At 43.5% G+C, this 25,874-nt stretch carries 11 protein-coding genes; 2 read left to right on the top strand and 9 right to left on the bottom strand.

The window, feature by feature from the left end; translation table 11 throughout:
• Positions 1-8 precede the first annotated feature (8 nt).
• The 3 genes from PPM_RS04850 to PPM_RS04840 form a co-directional block, all read right to left on the bottom strand.
• A complete protein-coding gene (locus tag PPM_RS04850) occupies positions 9-15,758 on the bottom strand; it encodes a non-ribosomal peptide synthetase (protein WP_014599509.1) in 15,750 nt (5,249 codons plus the stop codon).
• A gap of 80 nt (positions 15,759-15,838) precedes the next feature.
• Positions 15,839-17,065, bottom strand: coding sequence for an ACP S-malonyltransferase (gene fabD, locus PPM_RS04845; protein ID WP_014599508.1), 1,227 nt, complete (start codon positions 17,063-17,065; stop codon positions 15,839-15,841).
• An 801-nt stretch (positions 17,066-17,866) separates the two neighbouring features.
• Entirely contained in the window at positions 17,867-18,886 is a 1,020-nt protein-coding gene (locus tag PPM_RS04840) for a WXG100 family type VII secretion target (RefSeq protein WP_013369606.1), read from the bottom strand.
• A gap of 198 nt (positions 18,887-19,084) precedes the next feature.
• Here PPM_RS04840 and PPM_RS04835 point away from each other — a divergent pair, with 198 nt between their 5' ends.
• Both PPM_RS04835 and PPM_RS04830 read left to right on the top strand, forming a co-directional pair.
• Positions 19,085-19,867 (top strand): Cof-type HAD-IIB family hydrolase, encoded by a 783-nt coding sequence (locus tag PPM_RS04835; RefSeq protein WP_013369605.1) that lies wholly within the window; start codon positions 19,085-19,087, stop codon positions 19,865-19,867.
• 88 nt (positions 19,868-19,955) lie between these two features.
• Positions 19,956-20,744, top strand: a complete 789-nt coding sequence (locus PPM_RS04830) for a formate/nitrite transporter family protein (protein ID WP_013369604.1) — start codon at positions 19,956-19,958, stop codon at positions 20,742-20,744.
• Between the two features lie 90 nt (positions 20,745-20,834).
• On the opposite strand, the gene PPM_RS04825 is transcribed toward PPM_RS04830, so the two are convergent.
• The 6 genes from PPM_RS04825 to PPM_RS04800 all read right to left on the bottom strand — a co-directional run bounded on the left by PPM_RS04825 (position 20,835) and on the right by PPM_RS04800 (position 25,616).
• Entirely contained in the window at positions 20,835-21,080 is a 246-nt protein-coding gene (locus PPM_RS04825) for an HPr family phosphocarrier protein (RefSeq protein ID WP_013369603.1), read from the bottom strand.
• Positions 21,081-21,171: 91 nt separating this feature from the next.
• Positions 21,172-22,029 (bottom strand): DL-endopeptidase inhibitor IseA family protein, encoded by an 858-nt coding sequence (locus PPM_RS04820; protein WP_014599507.1) that lies wholly within the window; start codon positions 22,027-22,029, stop codon positions 21,172-21,174.
• Between the two features lie 111 nt (positions 22,030-22,140).
• The gene (locus PPM_RS04815) at positions 22,141-22,374 is read right to left on the bottom strand and encodes a hypothetical protein (protein WP_013369600.1); all 234 of its coding nucleotides are present in this window, start codon (positions 22,372-22,374) and stop codon (positions 22,141-22,143) included.
• A 175-nt stretch (positions 22,375-22,549) separates the two neighbouring features.
• Positions 22,550-24,346 (bottom strand): rhamnogalacturonan lyase, encoded by a 1,797-nt coding sequence (locus PPM_RS04810; protein ID WP_013369599.1) that lies wholly within the window; start codon positions 24,344-24,346, stop codon positions 22,550-22,552.
• Between the two features lie 225 nt (positions 24,347-24,571).
• Positions 24,572-25,132, bottom strand: coding sequence for an SLOG family protein (locus PPM_RS04805; protein ID WP_013369598.1), 561 nt, complete (start codon positions 25,130-25,132; stop codon positions 24,572-24,574).
• 142 nt (positions 25,133-25,274) lie between these two features.
• Positions 25,275-25,616, bottom strand: a complete 342-nt coding sequence (locus PPM_RS04800) for an iron-sulfur cluster biosynthesis family protein (RefSeq protein WP_013369597.1) — start codon at positions 25,614-25,616, stop codon at positions 25,275-25,277.
• Positions 25,617-25,874 lie beyond the last annotated feature (258 nt).

The following is a 25,874-nucleotide window of genomic DNA, read 5'->3' as shown; positions in this document are numbered from 1 at the left end:
CCACTTTGCTACAAGTTTAGTTTGTTACTTAAAAGTTGGGACAGGTTCTGAAACTCATCGATTGACAATTTGTCATAGAGAAAATCAGTTGGACTTTGTTCCGTTACTTGTTTGCTGCAGCAATGGTCAATTAGATTCGTCAAATGTTTTTGGAATAAAAACAATATTCGTTCAATGGTTTGTTGCTGGTATTCTTGCTTGTTATAGTTGCATGTAATAATTAACTGTTCATTCTCATTAATAATGCAGTTGATATCTAACGCTACGGATCTTTCCGTAAAGGGACTAGCCTCTTCTCCTGAGGAAAATTTAGAAAGTGTAAATACATCTGTATCTAGTTCCGTATCAAAACGCCCCATATAATTAAAGGCAATTTCAGGAGCGACTTGAAAGGCAGTCACACCAGACTCATTCACTTGAGCATAGTTTAATACCCCATACCCAAAGCCCTTGTTCGGTATCCTTCTAAGGCTATCTTTGATGTTCTTAATCTGATATGAAAGATCATGCGCATTGTCCACTTCCAGTAAAAATGGATACATTGTTGTGAACCAACCAACGGTTCTGGAAATGTTCATTTCCTGAAACACTTCTTCTCGCCCATGCCCTTCAAGATAGATCAACACACGAGACTGCTGAGTCCATTCTTTGATACTTAATCCAAGAGCAGTGAGCAAAATGTCATTAATTTCAGTATTGTAGGCCTGGTGCACCTGTTTTAATAATTTACTAGTGTTCTCATTATCAAGTGAGACACTTACATTTTCGCTATCACGCAACATATTGGTTTCATAGGAGTTATCTTTAGGTAACGTTCCAGACTCGGTTTGCTCCAGCTGTGTCCAGTATTCCAGTTCTTGTGCCAGCTCCTCGCTTGTTGCATATTGGCTTATTTCTTGTGCCCAAGAGCGGTACGAATCTGTTTTGTCTGGCAAGAGTAGTGCTGCCCCCTGCTGATATTGCTGATAAAGGGACGTAAAATCTTGTAAAATAATTCTCCACGAAACCCCATCAACTACCAGGTGATGAACCGCAATGAGCAGGTGATCTCCCTCAACAGTCCGGAATAATCCCAGCTTCATTAAAGGGCCGGTTGTGAGATCGAAGCTACTTTGAATAGCCGTTGCTTCTTGCTCAATCCATGCTTCTGCTGGTAGACCTTCAGGCAGTGATTTTATCGCCAAGGATAGTGGTTGATTGTTTAGCCCTTCATTGTATTGAACGATGCGATCTTCTCTCTGACAGAATGTCATTCTTAAGGCATCATGCTGTTTAATGATGCAGTCAAATGCAGCCACAATCCCTTGCTCATCAAAACCGTCTTCAGAAAATAGCATGACGGACTGATTAAAATGCTGAGGACTTATCTTCTGTAGATGGAAGAATCGCTGCTGTATTGGCGTTAAAGGCAGCTCTCCCTCAATAGCTTCCTGACTAATCTTCCGACGGATTACCTTAACGAATGGGCTCAATTGTCTAATCTGAGGGTACAAAAATAATTCTTTAATGCTTAGCTTGTAGCCATGTGTGTTCAAACGCGAGACGATTTGCAGACCCTTAATAGAGTCTCCGCCCAAATCAAAGAAGTTGTGAGTTGCACTCACGCCTGTTACGGCAAGCACTTCCTCCCATATTTGGGCCAGCAATACTTCAGTCTCACCTGTTGGTTCCACATACTCCACTTCTAAGGCACCGCTCCAGTCAGGTTCAGGTAATGCTTTACGGTTAATCTTTCCGCCAGGTGTAATGGGGATCACGTCAAGCGGAACATACACCGAAGGTATCATGTAATCAGGAAGCTCCTTAGCCAACTGCATTTTGATATGATCCGTATCTAATCGATTAGCTGAAACCACATACGCGCATAAATAAGAACTTCCCTTATTCTCTTTGACCATTACGACAGTTTCCTGAATATCAGCTATGCCTAAAAGATGATATTCAATTTCACTAAGCTCAATCCTATAGCCGCGAATTTTGACCTGAAAATCGGATCTACCCAGGAAAGCAATGTTACCGTCAGGCAAGTATTTAGCTAAATCTCCTGTTTTATAGAGCTTTTCATAGCCAGGCATTGAATAAGGATTATCTATAAAGCTAGCCTTCGTTTTAGTCGGATCATTCAAATATCCAATCCCAAGTGGTGTACCTGCAATATGCATTTCTCCTGCGATTCCTACGGGAACCCTTTTTAGTCCAGGGTCCAATATATAAATCTTGGTATTGGCAATTGGCTTTCCGATAGGAATTCTGTCTTCATCTCCTGTCACTCGATAAGCAACACAGCCTATACTTGCCTCCGTTGGACCATACAGGTTCGTGATTTGAACATGAGGAAAAATGGTTAAAAACGTATGAACCGTCGATGGCGTAATTTCTTCACCACCAAGAATAACTTGTTGAAGAGAATCCAATTGCTTGGTTCGATTTGAATTTTGGTCCAACTGGTTGACAATAGCATTAAATACGGATGGAACGAAGTCTGTAAAAGAAATACGCTCCTGTTCAATGATATTCGTCATGTACGTAGCATCCACGGTCATGCCTGTTTCCGGCAACACGGTCGTTCCACCGTTCATTAATGGCCAAAACAATTGCCATACCGCGCTGTCGTATACATGATGAGTCGTCTGGAGAACACTTTGTGCAGCCGATGTTCCAAAATAGTCGTTCATCCATAGAAAACGATTGGTGATTCCTTTATGGGCAGCAATAACCCCTTTTGGTTTGCCAGTTGAACCCGAAGTAAAGATTACATAGATTGGTGATTCCATATCTACATCTACTGCCGGGTTACTGATAGCGTTACTCCTCTTTTCGACTACAGAGCAGTCTATAACTAGATACTCTTCAGCATTTATTTCTGAACTGATAGGTGTACTTGGATTGACCAATAGGGTAGAACTTCCCAAATCCTGCAGGGCGCTCTGTAAGCGGTCAATAGGCCACTCTGTATCAAGAGGCGAAAAAGCAGCACCTGTTTTCATAACAGCCAGTATGGATACTACCAGTTCCAAGCTCCGTTCCATGAGTATAGGCACATAACTTCCAAGTCCAATTCCTCTAGCCAACAAATTGCTTGCTATCGCGTTCGCCTGATCATTTAACTCCTTGTAGGTCAGCACCTGATCTTGATAGATAACAGCTTTAGCATCCGGTCTTCTATCAGCCTGCTCCTCAATATAATGATGTATGGGTCTTGGCTGTGGATAAGCTGTATGAGTGCTGTTATACCGTTCCTCCATAGCAGCCGCTTCTGTTGCGCTTAGAAGATTAATATCAGTCAATGCCATATCAGCGTTTTGGACTACTTCCTCCAATACATTCAGGTAATGCTCGACGAGAAGCTCAATTGTTTCTTTTTTATACAGTTTTGTACTGTACTCAAATTCCAGATGAACTCTCCCAGCCTTTTGTTCGGCATTCAGTACAAGATCGAATTTGGAAATACCCGTTTTGAACGGATATAGCTCAAAATTAAGGTTATCGGCTTGCCACTGCTGTGCATCCGTATTCATAAAGGAGAACATCGTGTCAAACAACGGATTTCGACTCAGGTCTCTCTTGATGGACAGCTTATCAACCAGTTCGGCAAATGAATACGATTGATTTTGCAGAGCTTGCAGCGTGTTTTCTTTTACTTCGTTCAAAAAGGTTTTGAAGCTCTTATGACTAGCCGGATGGTTTCGAATAGCCAGGGTATTTACGAATAACCCTACGATCCCATTGGTATCTGCATGCGTTCGTCCAGATGTTGGAATGCCGATTACGATATCTTCCTGTCCCGCATATTTCCCCAGCAGCACATTATAGGCAGCAAATAGAAGCATAAAGAGTGTGCTATCTGTTTGAATACACGTGAGATTCAACTGTTCTATAAGCTTTTCGGACAGTTCGACTTTCACCATATCTCCAACAAAACTCTGCAATTGTGGCCGCTGATAGTCTGTAGGAAGATCTAGTACGGGAAGTTCTCCTTTATATTGATCAAGCCAATACTGTTCTTGCTTTGCATGAATTTCTGTATTCGATCTGAGCCAAGCAGAGTAATCTTTGTATTGAAGCGGTAAAGCGGGAAGTTCTTCTCCCTTGTACAGCTTGTTCCATTCGTTAATAATAGTGTCGATAGAAGTACCGTCAGCTATCAAATGGTGCATATCAATAAGAAGCATAAATTTATCACGATCCATTTGAAGAAGCTCTGCCCGAAATAGTGGGGCTTTACCAACATCAAAAGGACGGATGAAATTATGGATCAATGTATCTATGCCCTTTGGCGTAATATCACCAGCAGCCCGGGCAAAGCCAAGTTCAAAGCTTACCTCTGGTTGTACAAATTGCACCGCTCTATCATCCACGTATCCGAACGAGGTCCGAAATGCTTCATGCCGGGCTAATAATTGTTCAAAGGTACGCTCCACTCTTCTTCGATCTACATGACCTTCGATCATCAATGCTGCCGACATGTTGTAAGCCACACCCGTCTCATCTAGCGGTAGCACGGCCAACAATCTGGATTGTGCTGGAGAAACCTCATAATAAGCTCCCTCAGTCACTGCCTCAATTCGTTGGTAATCTGTGGGTTTGGCAGCAAGAATCTTCTTGGAGAGCGCTTCGATTGTTGGTGCCCCAAATATATCTTGAGTTGAAATTTCGATATGAAAGACCTCGTTGATTTTCGCAGTCAACAGGGTCGCTTTCATCGAGTGCCCACCTATTTCAAAAAAATGATCGTGTATACCAATCGGAGAAATCTCCAGCAGATCCTGCCACATTTCGATCAATAGCTGCTCCGTTTCATTATTGGGCCCAACGTGCTGTAATTCTTTGCTAGAATGCTCCCCTGGTTCAGGTAATGCACTTTTACTAACTTTGCCGTTTGCTGTCAGCGGCATCGCATCCAACAAGAATACATGGGCTGGTACCATATAATGAGGCAGGCTTGACGACAGATAGTCTTTCAAAACATCTACTGTAACCGATTCCCGCAAAACGGCATAAGCGCATAAATACGGATTGTCATCTGTTCCTTTAATCACTACTGCTGCCTCTTTTACCGCTCTATGAGCCAACAATGTGCTTTCAATTTCACCTGGCTCAATCCGGTAGCCCCTGATTTTAACTTGTTGATCTGCGCGGCCAAGATACTCTAGCGTTCCGTCAGGTAACCATCTCGCTAAATCTCCTGTTCTGTAGAGCTTCATATTGTCCAAATAAGGGTGTGGGATAAATTTCTGCGCCGTAAGCTCAGGACGATTACGATATTCTCGCGCAATTCCTTTACCCCAAACGCATAATTCTCCTGAAAGCCCTATTGGCCGCAACTGCAAGTATTGATCCAGAATGAGAACGCCCGTATTAGGAATCGGCTTTCCAATACACCCCACTTCTTCAGGCCCCATATCTCGTAACATCGTTGTAACTACACTATTTTCTGTTGGACCATACTCATTGAACAATTGAATGCCAGGATGTTTGGCTTGGCTGGCTTCTATCAACCGTTTCGTTGCTTTCTCACCGCCTAACGTTACAACCTTGAGAGACTTGGCTTCATCTGGAGTCAGACCCTCTATAATAGACATGTACATAGAAGGAGTGCACACGAGATGTGTAATATGATTTGATAAAATTAAGGTCTTCAGAGCCGATAATTCACTCAGTTCCTCATTCGTAGGCAGCACTACCGTACTTCCAGACAGCAGCGGAGTAAAAAAGGCACCCACAAAAGCATCAAATGAGCTAGACAGCATTGGCAGGATACGGTCTGCTGCTTCTAGTGCATATTCATTTATTCTCCAAGATAACGTATTTAATATCGCTCGATGCTCAATACAAACTCCTTTAGGAGTACCCGTTGAGCCCGATGTATAGATCACATATGCCAAATGACTTGAATCCGATTCCCACTTTGAAGACAACTTGCTTTCTGTTTTATACCACTCATCATCGTCCATATTTAGGACTAAACCTTCATAAGTAGTAGCATTGTAATTAGATGAGTCATTCAACAACAGGAGAGCAGCCCCGCTATCCTCAAGCATAAAGTGAATTCGTTCTTCTGGATAAGAACTGTCGATTGGAAGATAGGCGCCACCGGCTTTTAAAATAGCCAACATACCAACGGCCAAATCTAATGAACGGCCCGCCATTAAGCCGACTACAGTTTCTGCCCCTACTCCCCGCTTCATTAATGCCCTCGCCAGCTGATTTGATTTCTCGTTCAGCTCTTTATAAGTAATCACATGTCCCTGATGAACTACAGCTACATGATCCGGACTTTTGAGAGCTTGCTCTTCGAATTGCAAGTGCAACGTTTCTTGTTTCTCCACTATAGATGAAGAGGACAGATCAAAAGTGTTAAAGCCGTGTATTAGCTGCAACTTCTCTTCCTCAGGTAACCATTCCAACTTCCCAATCTCGCTCCAAGGTTGTTCTAAAATGGAGCGTAATATTTGTATATAGAGGCTAGCAAGGCGATCAATCGTTTCTGATCGGAACAATTGGGTACAATAATTGAAGCGTAAGGCTAGACCCTCCTGCCATTCGTCAGCACTTAGTACCAAATCGAACTGGGAAATCCCTGGATTGAATTCACTTGGATGAAATTTTACTCCATTGGCTTCAAGAGAACTCATTTCAAAATTCTGCATGACAAACATCGTATCAAACAAAGGATTGCGTCCTTGGTCACGGCGGATATCCAGTCTCTCAATCAATGCTTCAAAAGGATAGTCTTGATAATCCATAGCTCGCAGAGTCGTTTCCTTGACCTCTTGCAAAAACGAATGAAAACTCCGCTGAGGAGACGGGCGGTTCCGCAAAGCTAACGTGTTAACAAACATTCCTATCATCGTTTCCGTGTCCGGATGCTGGCGTCCTGCCACCGCTGTTCCTACAATAATATCTTCCTGACCCGTATACTTTGCGAGCAGTATATTGTAAGCCGCAAGCAGGATCATAAAGGCCGTAGTCCCCGTATTTTTGGCAAGTTTCTTTAATTCCTCTGTCATTGCTGAAGTGATGTTATACGACAATACAGCCCCTTCGTAGCTTTGATGTAATGGTCTAGGGAAGTCCGTAGGCATTGCCAGTACAGGTAATTCTCCGTTCAAAACATTTTTCCAATAATGTTCCTGTTCAAACAAACGGTTGCTGGTATATTGTTCCTTTTGCCATGCAACAAAATCTTTATATTGAATTTGGATCGGAGCTAACATTTCACTCCGATACAGCTGTACGAGTTCATTAAGGAAAATGGATAACGAAAGCCCATCTGCAATACTGTGATGCATATCCATGACCAACATATGTTTATTAGCTTCAAAGCGGAACAATTCTGCTCTGAAAAGTGGCCATTGGCGCAGATCAAACGGACGGACAAACAATCGACTCATCTCGTCTGCATCTTTCTCCAATATTTCTGTGACTTTGATTTCAAAAGCCGGCTCATCATGAATGACTTGTACAATTTCGCCATCCACGATATTAAAAGAAGTACGAAATGATTCATGACGCCGAATCAAATCCAGGCAAGCCTTCTGAAGACGGGGGATGTCTAGATCCCCATCAATACGCACCTGGCCCGTAATATTGTAAGCTGTACCTATCCCCATATCCTGCAAGACAAACATACGTCTTTGGGCATCGGATACTGCATAATGCGTACATTCTTCGAGCTTTTTAATAGAAACGGCTGTACCTTGTTTGGCTCCTTCGATCACCTTGGTCAAGGCCGAAACTGTCGGTGAATGAAAAAGTACATTCAAGGGGATTCGTTTGCCAAACTCTTGATGAACTCGGGCAAGCAAGAGAGTCGCCTTCAACGAATCTCCTCCTAGATCAAAGAAATTGTCATCAGATCTAACACGATTCAATCCCAGCACCGTTCCCCAAATTTCCCCTACTTTTCTCTCCGTGCTACTAACTGCCTCAACAGGTTCTTTGCTAACAGCTTGTTTCATAGTAGAAAGTTGCGACAAATCTACATATCCCTGCGAATTTAAGGGCATGTTTTCAAGCTGAATGATCTGTTGAGGTACCCATTGGTCTTGCAAATGATTTCGCAATTGCTTGCGTAGGATTTCCTCTATTCCATCATTAAGACTCGTAACATATGCAACCAAATGGGTGTCTGCTCTGTCCTCTGTACTCTGAACTATCACTTGGCACTCGCTAATTTGTGGAATAGCGGTAATAAATCGTTCAAGCTGTTCAGTATATATGGCATGTCCTTTTATATAGGCTCGCTTCTGAACAGGTCCTAACAGTCGCAATTCACCGTTGGCTGTTCGCAAAGCCAGGATTCCTGTCGGTAAATATACTGAATTTTCGGAACGAGATTCGTTTTCCTGTACTACATGCAATTCCCCGATCGTCCCCACAGGTGCAGGTTGCAGATAATGATCCAGTAAATAGATGGCTCTTGGTGAATCGTTGTCCGTGATGCCGCTGGATTCGAGTTCCACATAGTCCCTGTAGTTTTTAACCCCATATTTCAGTTCATCCTGATTTAAGAGGGAGATATCTACAAAATCCCGTTCCTGCCCATCAGCAATCGTATTCAGGATGTGTAAAAAATACTCTGCCCAAATCTGCATTGTTTCCGGTGCGGCCAAGCTGGCTTTAATATCAAAATCAAACCAAAGCTCTCCCTCGACCTCTATCACATTGAGAAACATGTCATATTTGGAGTACAGGATCGGCGTCGGTATCAATTCGACGTCCAGTCCATGAAAATGGAATTTCTGCATTGGTCGATCCATATTGAAGATGACATTCATCTCAGGTATCCGTATGTTCTCAATACGCTCAATCAGATCAGCAAAAGAGTAGCTTTGAAGCGGTTCGACCTCCTGCATGACTTGCTTAACTTGTGCCATATACTTAAATAAAGAATCTTTACTGGTAATATGGCTCACAATCGGCAGCATGTTAACACAGTTACCGATCAAATTAATTTGTTCCATTCTAGACTGTCCAGAGGTAGGAATACCTACTACTATCGTTGTGTTTCCAGTTAAGCGGTGCAGAAACACCTTATATGCACTCAGCAGTGTAACAAACAGGCTGTTACCCGCTTTAATGCTAAGCTTTTTCAACTTTCTCGCCAGCGTACTGTCTGCCCGAATATTTATTCTTCTTCCTCTATACGATGGTTTCTTCATGCCACCGTCCTCAGACGGAATGTCCATGGCGACAGGGACGGAATCCAATGTCCGTGCCCAGTAAGAAACTGCCTTACTCACTCCTGCATGTTCTAGCTCCAACTGTTGCCAAGCCTGAAATTCTCTGAATTTTGGCGGTACAGGCAACGTGACTATATTTTCACCTTTGCAGAAAGAAGTGTAGGCTTGCTCCCATTCACGGATAAATACTGCCATCGACCAACCATCAGCAACAATGTGATGAAATGTGAACACCACAATATGTTCTTCCGGTTGTAAACGTAAAATGTGAGTTCGGAACAGCGGATCTTTGGACGTCAAATCAAACGCCCTTTTTCCCTCTTCCTCAAACCATTGCTTGACCTTTTCTTCGTGCTCTGATGGAGGAGATCCTGAGAAATCACTCAGTGAGATGACCACATTCACGTTGTCAAGAACATGCTGTTCTTCGCCATCGAGGTCAATAACCGTCCGTAGCGAATCATGCCGGTTCACAATTGCTTGAACTGAACGTTTTACAGTATCAAGCTGCAGTTGCCCCTGCATCCGTAAGGCTGCTATTTCATTGAATGCAGTGGATGAATCACTTCTGGATTGCGTAGCAAACCAAATTTGCTGCTGCTCCTTTGTTAAAGGGAACGATGAGGATTCGATGGGAACCACATTATTTTTTCGGTTTCCATTTCCATCCGGTGATGGCGTATTGTCAGGTAAGAATCCCCCTTTTCTCAATTCCTCCACGCTTTCCTTTACAGCCTGTGTAATTAGTTGAAGGTCCCCATCTGTATGAGCAGTCGATAAAAAGCAATTGCGACCTTCCCAAATGTAAATTCCCTTGTCAATCAGCAGATGGAAAAAGAGCTCAATGTCGCCAAACGAAACAAACCGGAATAGTGAGCCATAGTTCACCATGTGGATAGGTACACTATTTTGTTTAAAATAAGTATTCAGCTCTGCTACCCATTCGTTGGTTCTTCGGTTCAGTTGTTCCTGAAGATTCGGCCCTTCAGACTTCAAATATTTCAAAGTCGCTAGAGCCGTGTGCATGGTCAGCGGATGTGTGCAGAAAGTACCGCCTACAAATGTTTTAATATTCGTATTTTCCGGATAGGAGTCGTCTCCGAACGACCACACACCTCCATCTACAGTGTCCATAAACTCTGGGCTTCCGGCGACAATGCCAACAGGCATACCTCCACCCGCCACTTTTCCGTAAGTAACTAGATCAGCTTTAATTCCAAACCAGGCCTGAGCACCTCCTGGATGAATTCTAAATCCTGTAATTACTTCATCAAAAATAAGTGCCGTTCCCGAATTTGCTGTGATCTCGCGAATTTGCTTCAAGAACTCCTTTGGTTGCAAATCCGGTCTGCGACTCTGTACAGGCTCAACCAATACGGCAGCAAGTTCATGTGCATAATGTTTGATAGCTTTTATAGAATCCGGGTGATTATAAGGGAGTACAATAACATCCTCCATCATGCTCGAAGGAATTCCCGGTGCCATGGGCAAAGCCTCTCCCCCGCTTGAGTTCGGATCGGACACAGCCAGTACACCATCGAACGTTCCATGGTAAGAACCAGCAAACAGCACTATTTTGGAGCGTCCTGTAGCCGCTCTAGCCAAACGTAAAGCGACCATAACAGCTTCTGACCCCGAATTATAAAAGGCAACCCGCTCCACACCTGTCAGCTCGCTAATCAAGGCAGCAACTTCACCTGCTGTATTTGACATAGGGCCGATCGAAGGCGTACGGTCGTGCACATTGCTCCGCAAAGTATCGGTTAGCCAAGCTGGGTTATGACCCAGTAAATGAACCCCGAAGCCCATAGTTAGATCAATGTACTCATTCCCATCTACATCCCATATCCTTGAACCCGAAGCGCTCTCTGAAATGATAGGATATACGATTTCTTTCCAATAGGACCGGAACCCAGACACATGACGATTATTAGCATGAACCAATCGACTATCCTGTGTGTATTTCTTGGACCCGCGGGTTCGTTGAGTATATCGTTTAATAAAACGCTGTAAGAAATCATTTTGCCGCCCACTGTATCCACTTTCCTCACCGATCAGTAGAGGTTGATAGGGTACAAAGGGTTTGGATTCAGTAGTTGTATTCACTTTAATTGTAGAAGTGATAGGCACGTCAGTTGCCACAGCATGCAGAGTTGTAGGCTGAACACTGACTGTGTCTTTGTTTGTTGTTAACGGTGCTGCCTGAATAGTTCCTCCTTGACCACCACCAAGCATCTCTAGTTGTTTGGTCAACACTTGAGTAAGCCCAAGCTGTTGGTTGTTCAGTAATTCAATTTGTTGAGAGAGTAACTTTTCCAGGCCACCAAACTCGGACGAAGACTTTGTAGCAACCGTATTTTCTGGATTGACTTCTGTCCGATCAGCGACCGTACTTAGAGCATCAGCAGCCGCTACCGATTGGGTGGTATATGTCAAATCTGAAATAAACGTTGTTAGACGATCCAGGTTTGTAACACTTTCAAAGAAGTGGTTCATGGGAACATCCACATTAAATTGTTCTCTAATTTCTTTTTGAACTTGAACTAGCATAATTGAATCCAAGCCCATTTCGAGAAAATGCATCTGTTCATCCAGTTGTTCCACCGTAAAACCGGAAACTTTACTGATTACATCTTTTAATACTTTGGAAATCTTCGCTGTGTAGTCTAGCTGATCTGTAGCTTGCAGTTCTTTTGGATACGCGGACTCCATACTTTTCTCCTCCCTGCCTACGTTACTTATCTGCACTACTTTTGGAGTAAACCAGCAACGATTTCGTTCAAAAGGGTACAAAGGCAGCGACTGGATTATTTTGATATCATCCGCATAAAGCGCTTGCCACGGAATAGCCATACCTTTGACGTACAGTTCACCCAATTGGCGTAGAGCGTGAATATCTGTATGTGCACTTGCTCTAATGGCTGTAATCAATCGACCTACCGTATCATCTTTTTTCCGTTTATGATCAACGCTCTGTTTATGAGAACCTATATACATATCAGGTGCATTCTCTTGTTTGTTCCCGGAAGTCCATCGCTTCAACTTGTGTAATAAATCCTCTGGACTGGAAGTAATAACTGCTAATTTATGTTCCATATGAGCTCTGCCGATATGTGTGGTATAGCACATCTGCTCCAAGGAAACCGCTGGATTTTGGCGTAAATAGTCCACATATCCCTCAACCAAATGATGCAGACTTCGCTCATTTTTTGCAGAAACCGTAAAAAGATGAATGCCATCCGGCGTGTTTACAGAATCATCATCTGTCCGCGTTTCTATAAACTCTTCCATAACAACATGAGCATTTGTTCCACTGAAACCAAAAGAACTTACTCCGCAGCGAAGTGGGGCATCATTTGAACTTAAATCCGCTACTTCTGTCGTTAAATAAAACGGCGACAATTCAAAATTAATACGGGAACTAGGCCTCTTAAAATGAACCAACGGAGGATTCTTCCTCGTTTGCAGCATCAGAACTGCTTTAATAAGACTGGATATTCCTGCTGCTTCAAATAAGTGACCAATATTGGGTTTGACAGAACCGATTGCACAAAATTGTTTTTTATCCGTATATTTTTCAAAGGCTTGTGTCAATCCCGCGATCTCAATAGGATCCCCCAGTTTAGTTCCCGTTCCATGAGCTTCGATAAATGATAGAGTTTCCGGGTGAATAGCCGCATCATTCCAAGCGGCCTCTACCACTTCTGCCTGTGCGGAAGGACTAGGTGCAGTAATACCTACCGTTGTACCATCCTGATTCACCGCACTTCCTTTAATCACAGCATAAATACGATCTCCGTCTTGCAATGCTTGATCGAGAGGCTTCAACAGGACCGCTGCAACCCCTTCTCCCACACCTGTTCCATCCGCCTCTGCATCAAAGGTACGAGCTCTGTAATTTGGCGATTCCATATCTAGTCCCAGCTTCACTGGCAATAGCATCGTTCGGATTCCTCCAGCGATCGCCATCTTGCAATCCCCCGTCGCTAACGCCTTACAAGCCATATGAATCGCGACAAGTGAAGAGGAGCACGCCGAATCTACTGTTACTGCTGGACCTTTTAAATTAAGAAAGTACGAAATCCGACTTGCCAGCACTGACGGCAAATTTCCAACAATATACTGGTGAAATTTGTCCGGTTCTCCTTTAGAGAGCATCCGCTCATAATCGTAGCCCACTTTTGAGAAGCCGACGTAAACTCCTACCTTTTGTCCATGAATCCGATCCCCTGCATAGCCCCCATCCTCAAGTGCATGCCATGCGGTCTGAAGGAATAATCTCTGATTTGGGTCCATATAGCTTGCTTCCACAGGACTCAGCTTGAAGAACGCATAATCAAATTTATCAATTTCTTCTAGGAAGCCGCCTTCTATAAACTCTTCTTCTCCCTTCCTTTGATCCACAACTGATAAATAATCGATGGCGTCTTGCTTACGTTGAGAGCTTAAGTTCCCGATACAGTCATCGCCCTGAACAATATGATCCCAATACTGTGACACAGATGAAGAACCAGGTAAGTCCAAAGAAAGCCCAATAATAGCCACGTCCTTGCTATGATTGTGATCCGTATCATCTGTAGGAATATGCTGTTGTTCAGAATCGGCAGGGCTCGCTAAAAATTCTGCCAAGTGAGCTATTGAGGGGTGATCAAACAAATCGGTAACTGCAAGCTTAATCCCCAGCTGATTTTCAATTTTGTCTGTAATCTGAACCAGTTGTAGGGAATTGGCTCCTAAATCAAAATAGCTATCTCTCGTATCAACCTCTTCCCTAAGTAATACCTCGCAGCAAATATCGTGAAGTACTTTTTCGATCTCAAACGAATGTGTAGGCAATTTTTGATTTTTGTTTTCTTGCTCCATGATCCCTTTTAAAACTATCGAAGTCTCCTGATAATGTCCCGCTTCATACTGAGCCGCAAGCTTATACCTCTGTAACTTCCCACTGGTCGTTTTGGGCATTTGCTTAATAGGTATAATATCGTGAACCGCCCATCCTCCATGACGATACAAATGTTTTTTTAATTGAGATGCAATTGGAGAAAATTTTTCTATCGTCTTTTTGGATACGACAAATACCACAATTTCCTCTGATTCCATCCCATTTACACGAACTCCACACGCCGCCACACGATTAAGTTCGACTCCTTCTACTTCCTCAGCGATACGCTCGATGTCATGAGGGTAAACGTTCTGTCCATTTACAAATATGATATCCTTTGCTCTCCCTGTGACGACTAATTGACCTTCACGGAAGAACCCCAGATCGCCAGTTCTCACCCATCCATCTAACGTCAAAAGTTTGGATGTCGAATCTTCGTTGTTATAGTATCCTTTTGTAACATTTTCACCTTTGATTTGTATGTGCCCAATAACGCGATCCGCGACTTCTGCATCCTCGTCATCGCATATTCTGATTTCACAATAATCTAACGACTGACCGACCACAACAAATGGCAGAGCATTATGAAAAGTCTTGTCTACCTCCAAGACGGACTCTCCAATGTTTAAGTGCTTACGATCAACATAAACGGTTATATATTCAGTATCGATTGGCGGGATAGCAACTGCAACCGATGCTTCTGCTAAACCATATGATGTTCGCATAGTCGTTCTTTTTAATCCAAAAGGAGCTAATTTGTCAAGAAAGGTGTCACACAATTCAGGAGAGATAGGTTCAGCACCATTGATGATGGCACGGATCTTGGACAGGTTCCAGTTCTTCACTTTTTCAGGTTTGAAAAATTGCATGAAATACTTATATCCGAAGTTTGGCGATGAAATAATGCTTACTTGATGTTCACTAGCTTTTTTTATCCAAAGTACTGGCTGACGAATGAACAGCGAAGTTGGCATAATATACTGATTCACTCCAGCAACTAATGGGGTAATATGATTGTAAATTAAACCCATATCATGGGTTAGAGGCATCCACTGCAAGAACGAATCTTGCTCTGTGACGACTGTCCTATTTATAATTCCACTTGTGTTATGAATGAGATTATGATGTGTAAGGATGACTCCCTTAGGATCACCTGTGGAACCGGAGGAAAACTGAATAAATGCTATATCCTCCAATTGAGGGGTGTGTATCTTTGCAAAGGATTGCTTGGGTTGTTCATGGTCTTGAAGAAGTAATTGATGACGATGGCGAATGTTTTCGAATAGGTCATCTTGGTTGCTTTTCAATGTATATTTCTCAAGGTCTTTTAATATTTTGGGCTCGATAATTAAAAAAGGATCGTTAAGAACATCCCAAATTTTAAAAAGTTTCATTCTATGCTCATCATTGTTACCGATGCTGACAGGTACCGGAATCATGCCACCAAGAATGCAAGCCCAAAACGCTTTTACAAAATGGCGATTATTTTCTATTTGAAATACAATTTCTTGTCCCTGCTTAACTCCTGCATCCTGAAGATTCCCCAGAAATGCTAGAGCTTCCCAATATAAATCTTTATAAGTAAGTGTTGTTTCATTTTGATCCGATTCAATAAAAGTAATAAATTTATGATCACACTTTCCCCGTTCTGTAATAACATCAAGCAGTGTTTTGAACCTATTTGTATACATGCTATTCCCCCGTATATCGTAAGATTTATTAGCTTCCAGTTAATAAATTTACAATCTCCAACATCATTGATGGATCTTATTCAGAACATATTAAGAATCGTCTGTTGTTCTTGATCGGGCACTTGCTTGGTAGTGAGAATAGTACGAATGAGCTCTAACACCTCTGTATTAACCGCATTATAAACGGTGTCATTTTTATGACTTTGAAGTTGATTGATCCGATTTCGAATCTGCTGACTAGGGTAAACAACCCCCTCCATATGTTGTTTGTAATCCCCATTTCGATTTTGTGCAATAAGCGCTGCTGCAAAACCTTCCTCCAGACGCTCAAGTGTAACTTTGCGTGTAGTTTGCTGCTTACTTAGCCATTTGTCCACCTCTTTTAAAGAAGAACTGGTATTAACAGAAAAAGTGGAGATAGTCGGATATCTTTCTTTCATCAGCTGTCCAAGTACTTTTCTCGGACCTAATTCTAACGCAACGGTAATACCGTTCTGATATAAAAAATCCATCGTATCTGTCCAGCGTACGGGGCTTATCATTTGCTTGTACAGCAAGTCATAAATCGAGAATTCATCATGTGGTAAGGCTGTTACATTGGAAACAACCGGCCATCTTCCCTTACGTAGTGGGAATTTCTTTAGTTCTACGGCAAGTTTATCTGCTGCAGGCTTCATCAGAGTACTGTGAAAAGGCCCGCTTACTGTTAAATAGTTAACCTTACTATGTTCTAGACGCTTGATTTGCTCCACTATTCGAGCCATAGGTTCTGTATGTCCCGATAGCACGTACTGATTGTCCGAATTGTGACATGCAATAGATATAACATCACGATCCGTAGATATCTCTTGACATAAGCTCTCCAGAATAGAAGCAGAAACATTCGCAACAGCAGCCATAGTCCCTACCCCGTTAGCTGTAGCCTGCTGCATGAGCATTCCTCGTTTTCTCACGATTTGAAGTCCATCTTGAAAAGAGAAAAAACCGCTGCACACCAATGCTGAGTATTCTCCTAAACTATGCCCGGCTAACAGTTGAGGTTCCAGTTCCAGTATTTCTCTGCTAGCATAATATGCAGCAAGGCTGGCAGTAAGTAAGGCTGGTTGGGCATTCATGGTCTGAAGAAGCTCTTGGGGATCTCCCTCAAAACAAAGTTTTGAGAGTTTTACACCTAAGGTATCATCCGCTTCTTCGAATAAACGCTTTACCACATTAAAATTATCCCATAGTTCTTTACTCATTCCTACATATTGCGAACCCTGCCCAGGAAAAATAAAAGATACTTTATTCATCTGAAAACCATTCATCTGAAAACCTCTTCTCCAGTGAGCTTCCTGAATATGTGTACTTTTAAAATTTAACTTCTGTTGCAAGTTATAACCTTTGTAGTATTAAAGCAGAAATTTATGACCGACATAATTAATGAAAAAAGGAATCATTTAAAAATAAATTAAATCATATGTAATCACCGTGTACTAGCATTTAATCAGCTTGTATTAATAATTTATAAATCGTTATTCCAACCCATGTTCTACTCCTTTTACGAATTAAAATAACGATTTATTTCAACAAAGTCAATGAATAAGTCAACCTCCAAATGTTACATTTTTGTAAATAAAAGGTCGTAAAATGTAGAATTTTGTTGATTGTTATTACATAAAGTCGTTTTCTTGAAAGAATAGCTTTTTTCATTATTTTCACTACATAAAAATAAATAAAATTATTTATGCAATTGTTAAATATTTTTAAAAGATTGATATAAATACATTCTTATTACATTTTCACATTTATCCAAATTATGATAATACAATCTTTTTTTGAACCTTGCTCTTAAGCTCAGATTACTCTACATTTGAAAAAATAAATTAAAGACACGACATGAATCAGATGTCCTTTATTCCATAAAGTTGCTGCTTAAATCATAAATACGATGTAACAATTAAATAACTCGAATATAATTTTAGAAATATGCGCACGAAAAAAATCTACAGATTTTACCAACTGATGAGTTTTGCAGTCTTCTACTGCCGCTCGCTTAGTCTTGAAAAAGTCTGTAGATGTGATAGATATTGCTATTCGCTTTACTAAAATCATTTCCCACTCAAGTTCTAGTTATAATCCTCCCAATAGCGATACTTCATTTCATTTTCACCTTTGGTGACGATGATCATGTTCTCCACATGCCCAGTTTCTTTATTTGTTCGGTAGATCATGGTACGGGTTTCTCCCTCATCGGGGACAGAGAACAGCACCTTGTCACTGATCATGCCGCCACCAATGCCGACAACGTGTTCTCCCCAGCCGGAGGCTGCGCCCGAACCTGCTCCACTGACGCCAGTCCCGCGCGACAAAATAAGACCCATTCCATAACCGGTAACGGTCTGGGCCGTTTTACCTAGAGCGTGCTCTCCAGCTGATTGAGTATGCTTTTGGACCCAGTAATCGTATTTATCCGTATTTTGCTCATAACTTATAATATTTCCTTTTTTATCTATAGATATATCCGTTTTGCTTCCATCTTTACCTGTCAGTTCAGTGACGGCAACAAGAGAATCGGATGTGATCTTGGAGGTCGCTCCTGTATTATAATCTGTACGGATAACCGAGTCCTCGTATTGCAGCCGCAGGACATTCATCTGGTCGTGGATCTTCTGCATGACCTGCTTGTCGCCGATGGTCTCTGCGTTTTTCAATAGTTCCTCATATTGATGATATTTATCCGCGTCTGCCTGCTCCCACTCGTCTATATTTTGGGGTGAATCCACGATATCTCCAGTATGATTTCCACCCTCTCCGCTGCCCGCCAGCGCTGCACTGGCGTTCATCGCTGCTGCCAAGGCTGACCAGAAGCCACGTGTGCTCCCACCATCCGCATTTCTAAACTTCAAAGCAATACTTTTTAGCTCAATTTCAATGGATTGAACCTTATTTAATATAGAAGAAAGCGTATATTTAGCTGTACGATAGTCATTATAAAAACGATTTCTCTCCATACCATCCCACTGGCTGTGAAGGTGGTTCATTGTGCTATCCAGACCGTTTAGCTGGTTATACAGTATGCCGTGGGCATTGGCAAATTGGGAGGCCACGTTATCCAGCTGCTCCGGTGTGACTTGGATTTTTGTCATGGTGATCACATCCCATCTTCGAAAATAGGAGATAGACATTATAGTTTACAGTAATCCCTATTTCATATTGTAAGCTATAGAAGTCGGACATTCATGAGGATTTATACGTATTTGTGTATTCAGAAGCAGTTCCTTTGATATAATGAATCCATATGAGTTTATTTCGACAATATATTATTGAAAGTCAGGTGTAAGGACATGTCAGACAAAAAAATTATTTTTTTCGATATCGACGGTACATTACTGGACGATGACAAGAAAATGCCGTTAACCGCCGAAAAAGCTGTCTTTGCTTTGAAAGAGCAAGGACATGAGGTAGCCATCGCAACAGGACGTGCACCTTTTATGTTCAAGGATATCCGTGAGCAGCTAGAAATTGATTCCTACGTTAGCTTTAACGGACAATATGTCGTGCTTCGCGGGGAAGTCGTCGCTACCAATCCGCTGAATCGTGAAGCCTTGCAAGCAATGACCGATCTGGCACTCACTCATAATCACGCTCTCGTATATATGGATCATCTGGACATGAAAGCCAATATTCCTAACGATGAACTTGTGGAGAAATCGGTCCAAACGCTTAAGGCCAAGATTTCGGTTGGGTACGATCCGCTCTATTTCCATGGGAGAGATATTTATCAGACGCTGTTGATGTGTACGGCAGAAGAAGAGCCTTACTATGAAGCGGTGTTCAAAGCATTTGACTTTGTACGCTGGCATCCAAGTTCAGTGGACGTTGTCCCTCACGCTGGCTCTAAAGCAAAGGGAATCCGCGAAATTACGTCCAGACTGGGCATTGCCGATGAGAATCAATACGCTTTTGGCGATGGATTAAATGATGTGGAGATGCTAACAACTATACATAACAGTGTCGCGATGGGGAACGGTTGTGATGAAGCCAAAGCCGCTGCTAAAATGGTCACAAAACGCGCAGATGAAGACGGAATTTTATACGGACTGCAAAAGCTTGGTTTGTTAAGCTAACTGGATTGCTGACGGACTGGGCATGTTTCAGGAAAAATTAAGTCGGTTTAATGACTTAGATATGAGAAAATAGGAGGTTGTCGTTGGTATGGAAACGGAAGGCTTACGCAATGTCGAACAGCTAGCCCTGAAGAAATACAAAATTTACAAGCAAAGCCTGCTCCGGTATTTGGCGCGTTCCATGCTGGCGAGTATGTTTATCGGATTCGGCGTTATTGTCGCCTTCAAGACGGGCAACTTTTTTTACATGGAGCATTCTCCATTCACTTATCCCATGGCGGCGCTCACGTTCGGGGCAGCCATCATTCTGATCGCGTACGGCGGCGGGGATTTGTTTACTGGCAACACCTTCTATTACACCTATGCTGCACTCCGTAAAAAGCTGCGCTGGGGTCAGGTGCTGCGGCTATGGACTGCCAGCTATGGAGGCAACTTGTTAGGTGCGGGGGTTTTCGCACTCCTTATATACCTGACAGGGCTGTTTGACTCCTCCAGCGTGAACAGCTTTCTGCTGAGCGTGGTTGAACATAAAATGGAAGCGCCTGCAATGCAGCTATTCTTCCGCGCAATTTTGTGTAATTGGCTGGTCTGCCTCGCCTTTTTTGTGCCTATGTTTATGAAGGAAAATGGTGCAAAGATGTTCGCTATGATGCTGTTTGTATTCTGCTTTTTCATTTCGGGATATGAGCATAGTATAGCTAATATGTGTACTTTCGCCATTGCGCTCGTGCTGGATCATCCGGGTACGGTCTCTGTCGCTGGCGTCATCCATAATCTCGTTCCGGTAACGCTTGGGAATCTGGTAGGTGGCGTGCTGCTTATGGGGGTTATGTACTATTCGGTCAATCTCCCGTTTTTGGACGAAGAGGAACACTAAAAAAAGAAGCCATGGAACCTAAGTTCCATGGCTTCTTTGCATTAATTCTAATAATAGCGTATGCAGTGTCTGCAGGTGTTTTTTTGCTGTTTATTCTGCTTGAGCAGGAAAATGGATAAATTCCTCCAAATCCTTGAACAGCTTTTTGGGATTGACGTTGTCAGGTACAACCAGAGTTAGCGGCTCATCCAGCTTGAGCACATACATGCCTAAAATGGATTTGGCATCTGCCATGCCGCTTTTGCCATGAATCCAGATGTCATACGTATAGTTGGATACGATTTGATTGATCTTCTCAATATCCTTAACGTTTTTTACCTTGATGGGTGTCATCATTGCACAGCACTCCCCTGCGTTGAATTGGGGCTTACGAAACAAGCCTTAACATCACTATACCCTATTTATAAAGAACGTTGCACAAACTTATTTAGAAAATGACATGCGGCGCGGAGCTGACCTTCCAGTAGCTACCGACCTTTTCAAAATTCACGGTGATTTTCTCGTTCGCCTGCTTGGTTTCTGCCGGATAAGGCACGGTCAGCAGGTAGCTGCGCTTCACCGGAGTCATGGTTACCATTTTCGCCGTAGCCCGGCTGAACTCTAGCAAATTGCCGCCATCTGCGTTCAACTGAGCTAGTCTGCCGTTAACTTCAACGAAAAATTTACCGACAAATTGCTCACTGGCCTGTTTCGTATAAGCCTGCGTTAGATAGTTGATCAATTTGGTCTTCGTACCGATGTCCTCGGACAAATAGCGGTAGCTTTTACCGTTCAACTGGAACGCTTGGCCCAACGATTTGCCACCGCTGATGGCATACTGATAACGAGACTGCGCCTCCAGCACAAGCGGAATCGCACTCTCATGGTTCAGCTTGTCCAGCTGGGTTGGATTCACGCTAGTAGCTGTAGCTGCGGCTGGCGCCGAAGTAGACGGCTGCTGCGGCTTGGCAGTCGATGGTACAGACGGAGCTGCCGCTGGTGCTACCGACGCGGATGGGCGCGGTGCTGGTGCAGACGGAGCTGCTGGTGTGGCCGCTTGGACGGAACCTGCGGCTGGGGCAGTTGTTGCTGGAACTGACGGCGCTTGCGCAGGGGCTGGCGTCGCAACAGACGCTGATGCTGCTGGTGCAGGCACCTGGGTCGGTACAGTTGCTGACGGGACGGCAACACTCGGTTGCGCCGCATTCGCGGGACTGGTCACAGCGGGTGCAGCAGCGGCGACCTGTGCCGCGCTCAAAAGTGTGGCCGCAACACATAGTGCGGATAGTTTCGTATTTATTTTCATACTCAAATACACCTCCATAATCATATGTCTGCATAAACTGCACACGTTTCTATTATAAGAATTTCGGTGCTCGATTAGGTTGCTAAATTGTTTCTATTTGCCTTTTTTTGTTCATTCTGCACGAAGTTTGTCCGTATTTGCCGGGAGCGTAGGTTCTGACCGTTTCTTCTGCTTTGCCTCGATCTCTTCCAAGGATCGTGACATTTGCTTCACAGAACGGTCCAGCTGCTCCAATCTACGGTTAAGGGTGACGAGAATGTATTTTAACAGAATCAGGCTTAATGCTGCAGGGAATCCGACATTAGTTACGAGCTCGATCATGCTTTCAGTCGTTAAAGAACTCACAGATTCCGCCTCCTTTATCATACACATGTATTACCTTTGTAAGAACTAGCGTTCCCATTTATACGGAAAACATACGTTCCCCTCTGCACCCATAACAAAAAGAGCCCCGATTAGCATGGAGCCCTTTCTGATTATATTCATTTAACTAGTATTCAACCCACTACCGAGCTGCATATCAAGGAGTGTATATGTTCGGCTGCTGGGGCTTGGACATCCCTTCTCCCAGATAAAATCCGGTGTGCGGGGGCTGATTATAGGCTACGTTTTGCCAGGCCACACTCAGGCGATACACCGGATCATGCATAAGCGTGTAGAATCGGTGTTCTGACTCGTAAGGTGTTGTGTAGATACGCAGCGCCGAATTATCACTTTTGCGCCAAATGACTTCCTCCCGCCAGTCACCGAACAGATCAGCCTGCAACGACGGTGTTCCTTTGGTTCCGTTATTGGAACTCGTCCCTGTGGCCGTAAGCAAGTTGGAAGTCGTCGAGTTCGTATAGTTCCACTTGTCAATTTTACCAGCGCTTGAGGAGGTATGATCCAGCAGTTCACGCAGCAGATCCCCATCCCACCAGATACCAAAATTAATAGAAGACGGCGTCGTGTTGGTAATGAGCTGCCCCTGGGCTGAACGTAATCCGACGCCTGGTGCCCATTGCTCATTCCCCTTCGTACGCGGATCAATGTCTGCCGACATGCCTCGTCCGGTATCCTTGCCTGTTTTTACGCCCCATAAAATGTTGCCATTGCGCGGATCGTACATGGCTGCTCCGTAGGTGGCATTTTTATCCTCGTTCACCTTAAATACTTCATATCCTGAACGGTCCGGGTCCAAATCCCCGACATGAAGCGCATCTCCATGTCCCATTCCCGTGTTAGCCAGCTTCGCTCCGTTATCGTCTACAACCAGTGAGCCATACACGATCTCATCCTTATCATCTCCATCCACATCTGCCACACTCAAACTGTGATTCCCCTGTCCAGCCGTCCCGGCATTGGTGGAGCTGTTGCTGTCAAAGGTCCAGCGGCGGCTTAGATTGCCGTTCCGCCAATCATATGCGACTAGAACAGTACGCGTGTAGTAACCACGTGCCATCACTATGCTGGGTCTCACGCCATCCAGATAAGCAACCCCGGCGAGAAAACGATCCACACGGTTACCATAGTTATCTCCCCAGCTGGACACCGTTCCGCGCGGTGGCACATAGTCAATCGTACTAAGAGCCTTGCCTGTATCACCTGAGAACACAGTTAGAAACTCGGGGCCTTTCAAAATATATCCACTCGTGTTGCGATGATCAGCCGAAGCGTCGCCAATCTTTACACCTATACCATCTACCGTGCCGTCTGCTGTCTTGCATACAACCTCTGCTTTACCATCTCCATCAAAATCATAGACGAGAAATTGCGTATAGTGTGCACCAGCCCGAATGTTCCGTCCCAGATCGATTCGCCATTTGCGTGTTCCATCGAGCTCATATCCGTCCAAAAATACATTTCCCGTATACCCGGATTGCGAATTATCCTTAGAATTGGAAGGGTCCCATTTCAGCACAATCTCATACTCGCCATCCCCATCAAGATCCCCCACACTGGCATCATTGGCATTATACGTGTAGTTCACATGATCCGGGGTTGTACCTCCCGCAGGCTGCTGTATGGGAACGTCCAGATAGTTGCTGTTCCATGCCTTTACCGCTGGAGAAGCGGCCTGCTCTGCTCCGTTAACCACGGCACGAACGGTATACGAAGATGAGGTCGTACCTGCCTTGTCCAGGAAGTTGGTTCTCGATGTAATCGGCGCATCATTCACCTTGCTTGCCCCTCTGTACAGATTGAAACCAACCGAATCCGCTTCCGTACCCAATAAGCGCCAGCTCACCAGTACACCCTCTGGTACCTTCACTGCGACAGTTCCCCTGTTCAGCTTCTCCATTTGCCTTGTAGAGGCAGCTGAGATTGGGCTATCCATCGGAGTGACCACTCCACACAACATGACACCGAGACAGAGCAATACAGCATGCCGAAACCTTTTGTCCATCTGATCATTAGCTCCTTTCATGGTTTGTATTTTCAATAAATTTATTTTATCTGACTGATAAGTTATTGTTGTTTAAATCTTATGATAGCGCTTACATAAATGTAAAGGGACGAATTCGTCCTTTTTGTTCAAAAATCCGGGCTAATACTTTAAAAATCAGAGGTCCATGAATAATCGTTCTTCGTCAGCTATGCTTTGGATATCCTCTGAGCTAATACTGATATATTGATAGCCTTCTGCCTGCTGTTTTTTCAATGCCAGTTCCTTCATAAAACGTGGGCTACCCTCTCCGGCATCCTCGTCATACACAAGCAATAAACCGTCTGTTTTGCGGAAAAGGAGTTCATCCCGTGCCTTGAGTTGCCATATTCCCTGATACGGCTGGCGGCTAACTACTCCCACATAGTCAACTTCGGCACAAATCTGCTGAAAGTATTCCTTTTTATCCTCCTTCCATTTTTCCTCCATATTTTGATAAGCCATCATAATAGAGCATTTTAGGTCGGGGTATTGCTGTTTTAATGCAATGACGACCTCGCAAGCCCACAAGTCCACCCCGTATTGGCCGAGGGTAATCACCCATTCCAGCCCATCTTCGATCAGGGGAATCAGCCTGCTTGTAATCGCCTTTTTAATGTATGGAATGCCTTCGTGCTTTTGACTGAAAATATTCAGCTCATGGGCACGATAGCCAGAAACGAGCAAGTTTTTCATCATCTCATCGTCCTTCTGAAATTATCATAAAGATTATTGTAAAAACGAACCTCTGCCCTATGGGCTTAACAAGGTTCGTTTTTGGGAAGCTGGTGTTAATTTAGCATTGCTTTTTGGTGCTTAATATTTTTATTACCTCCGCATATCACGCCTTGGACGAGTTTACACGCCGATCTTGAATTCTAACATTGCTGCTCAATATACCAGCATCGCTACTTACTTTGAACGATGGGTAACTTGGATCTGCCTCAAGCCGCATTTGGCTATCGAACTGCTGCTCCTGCTGCCGATCTACCCAAAAAGAATACGAATCGGACTGAATTGCTGTGTCGGTTGCATTCGGTGCATCGATCACCAAAATGGTAAGTACACCGTTGCATCCACAATCCTCTGTATCATAAAACAACTTGAACATGCCTGGCCGTCCTGAAAGGACCATTGCTAGCCTTTCAACCGACAAGGAATCCAACTCTAAATGTATACTCATGAAATGAACTCTCTCCTTTGTAATTGAGATGTTTGGACATATTTGGACTCAACAACTTCAAAAAGTCTAAATATAAACTATATTTTCATTATAATCATCTCAAAACTTTAAGTACAAGGAGATCATTAATGATGGCATTTATAAAAGGATACACTGCCTTAGTTTGGCAGCAGTCATAGCCTGTATTTATCAAGTTTGAACCATTGCTGCAATTCACTCTGGCTGATTTTTCTACTATTCTCAAACTTGTTCCATGTC

It is taken from the genome of Paenibacillus polymyxa M1, assembly GCF_000237325.1.
Lineage (GTDB): Bacteria > Bacillota > Bacilli > Paenibacillales > Paenibacillaceae > Paenibacillus > Paenibacillus polymyxa_C.
This window is presented reverse-complemented; position numbering and strand designations above follow the sequence as displayed.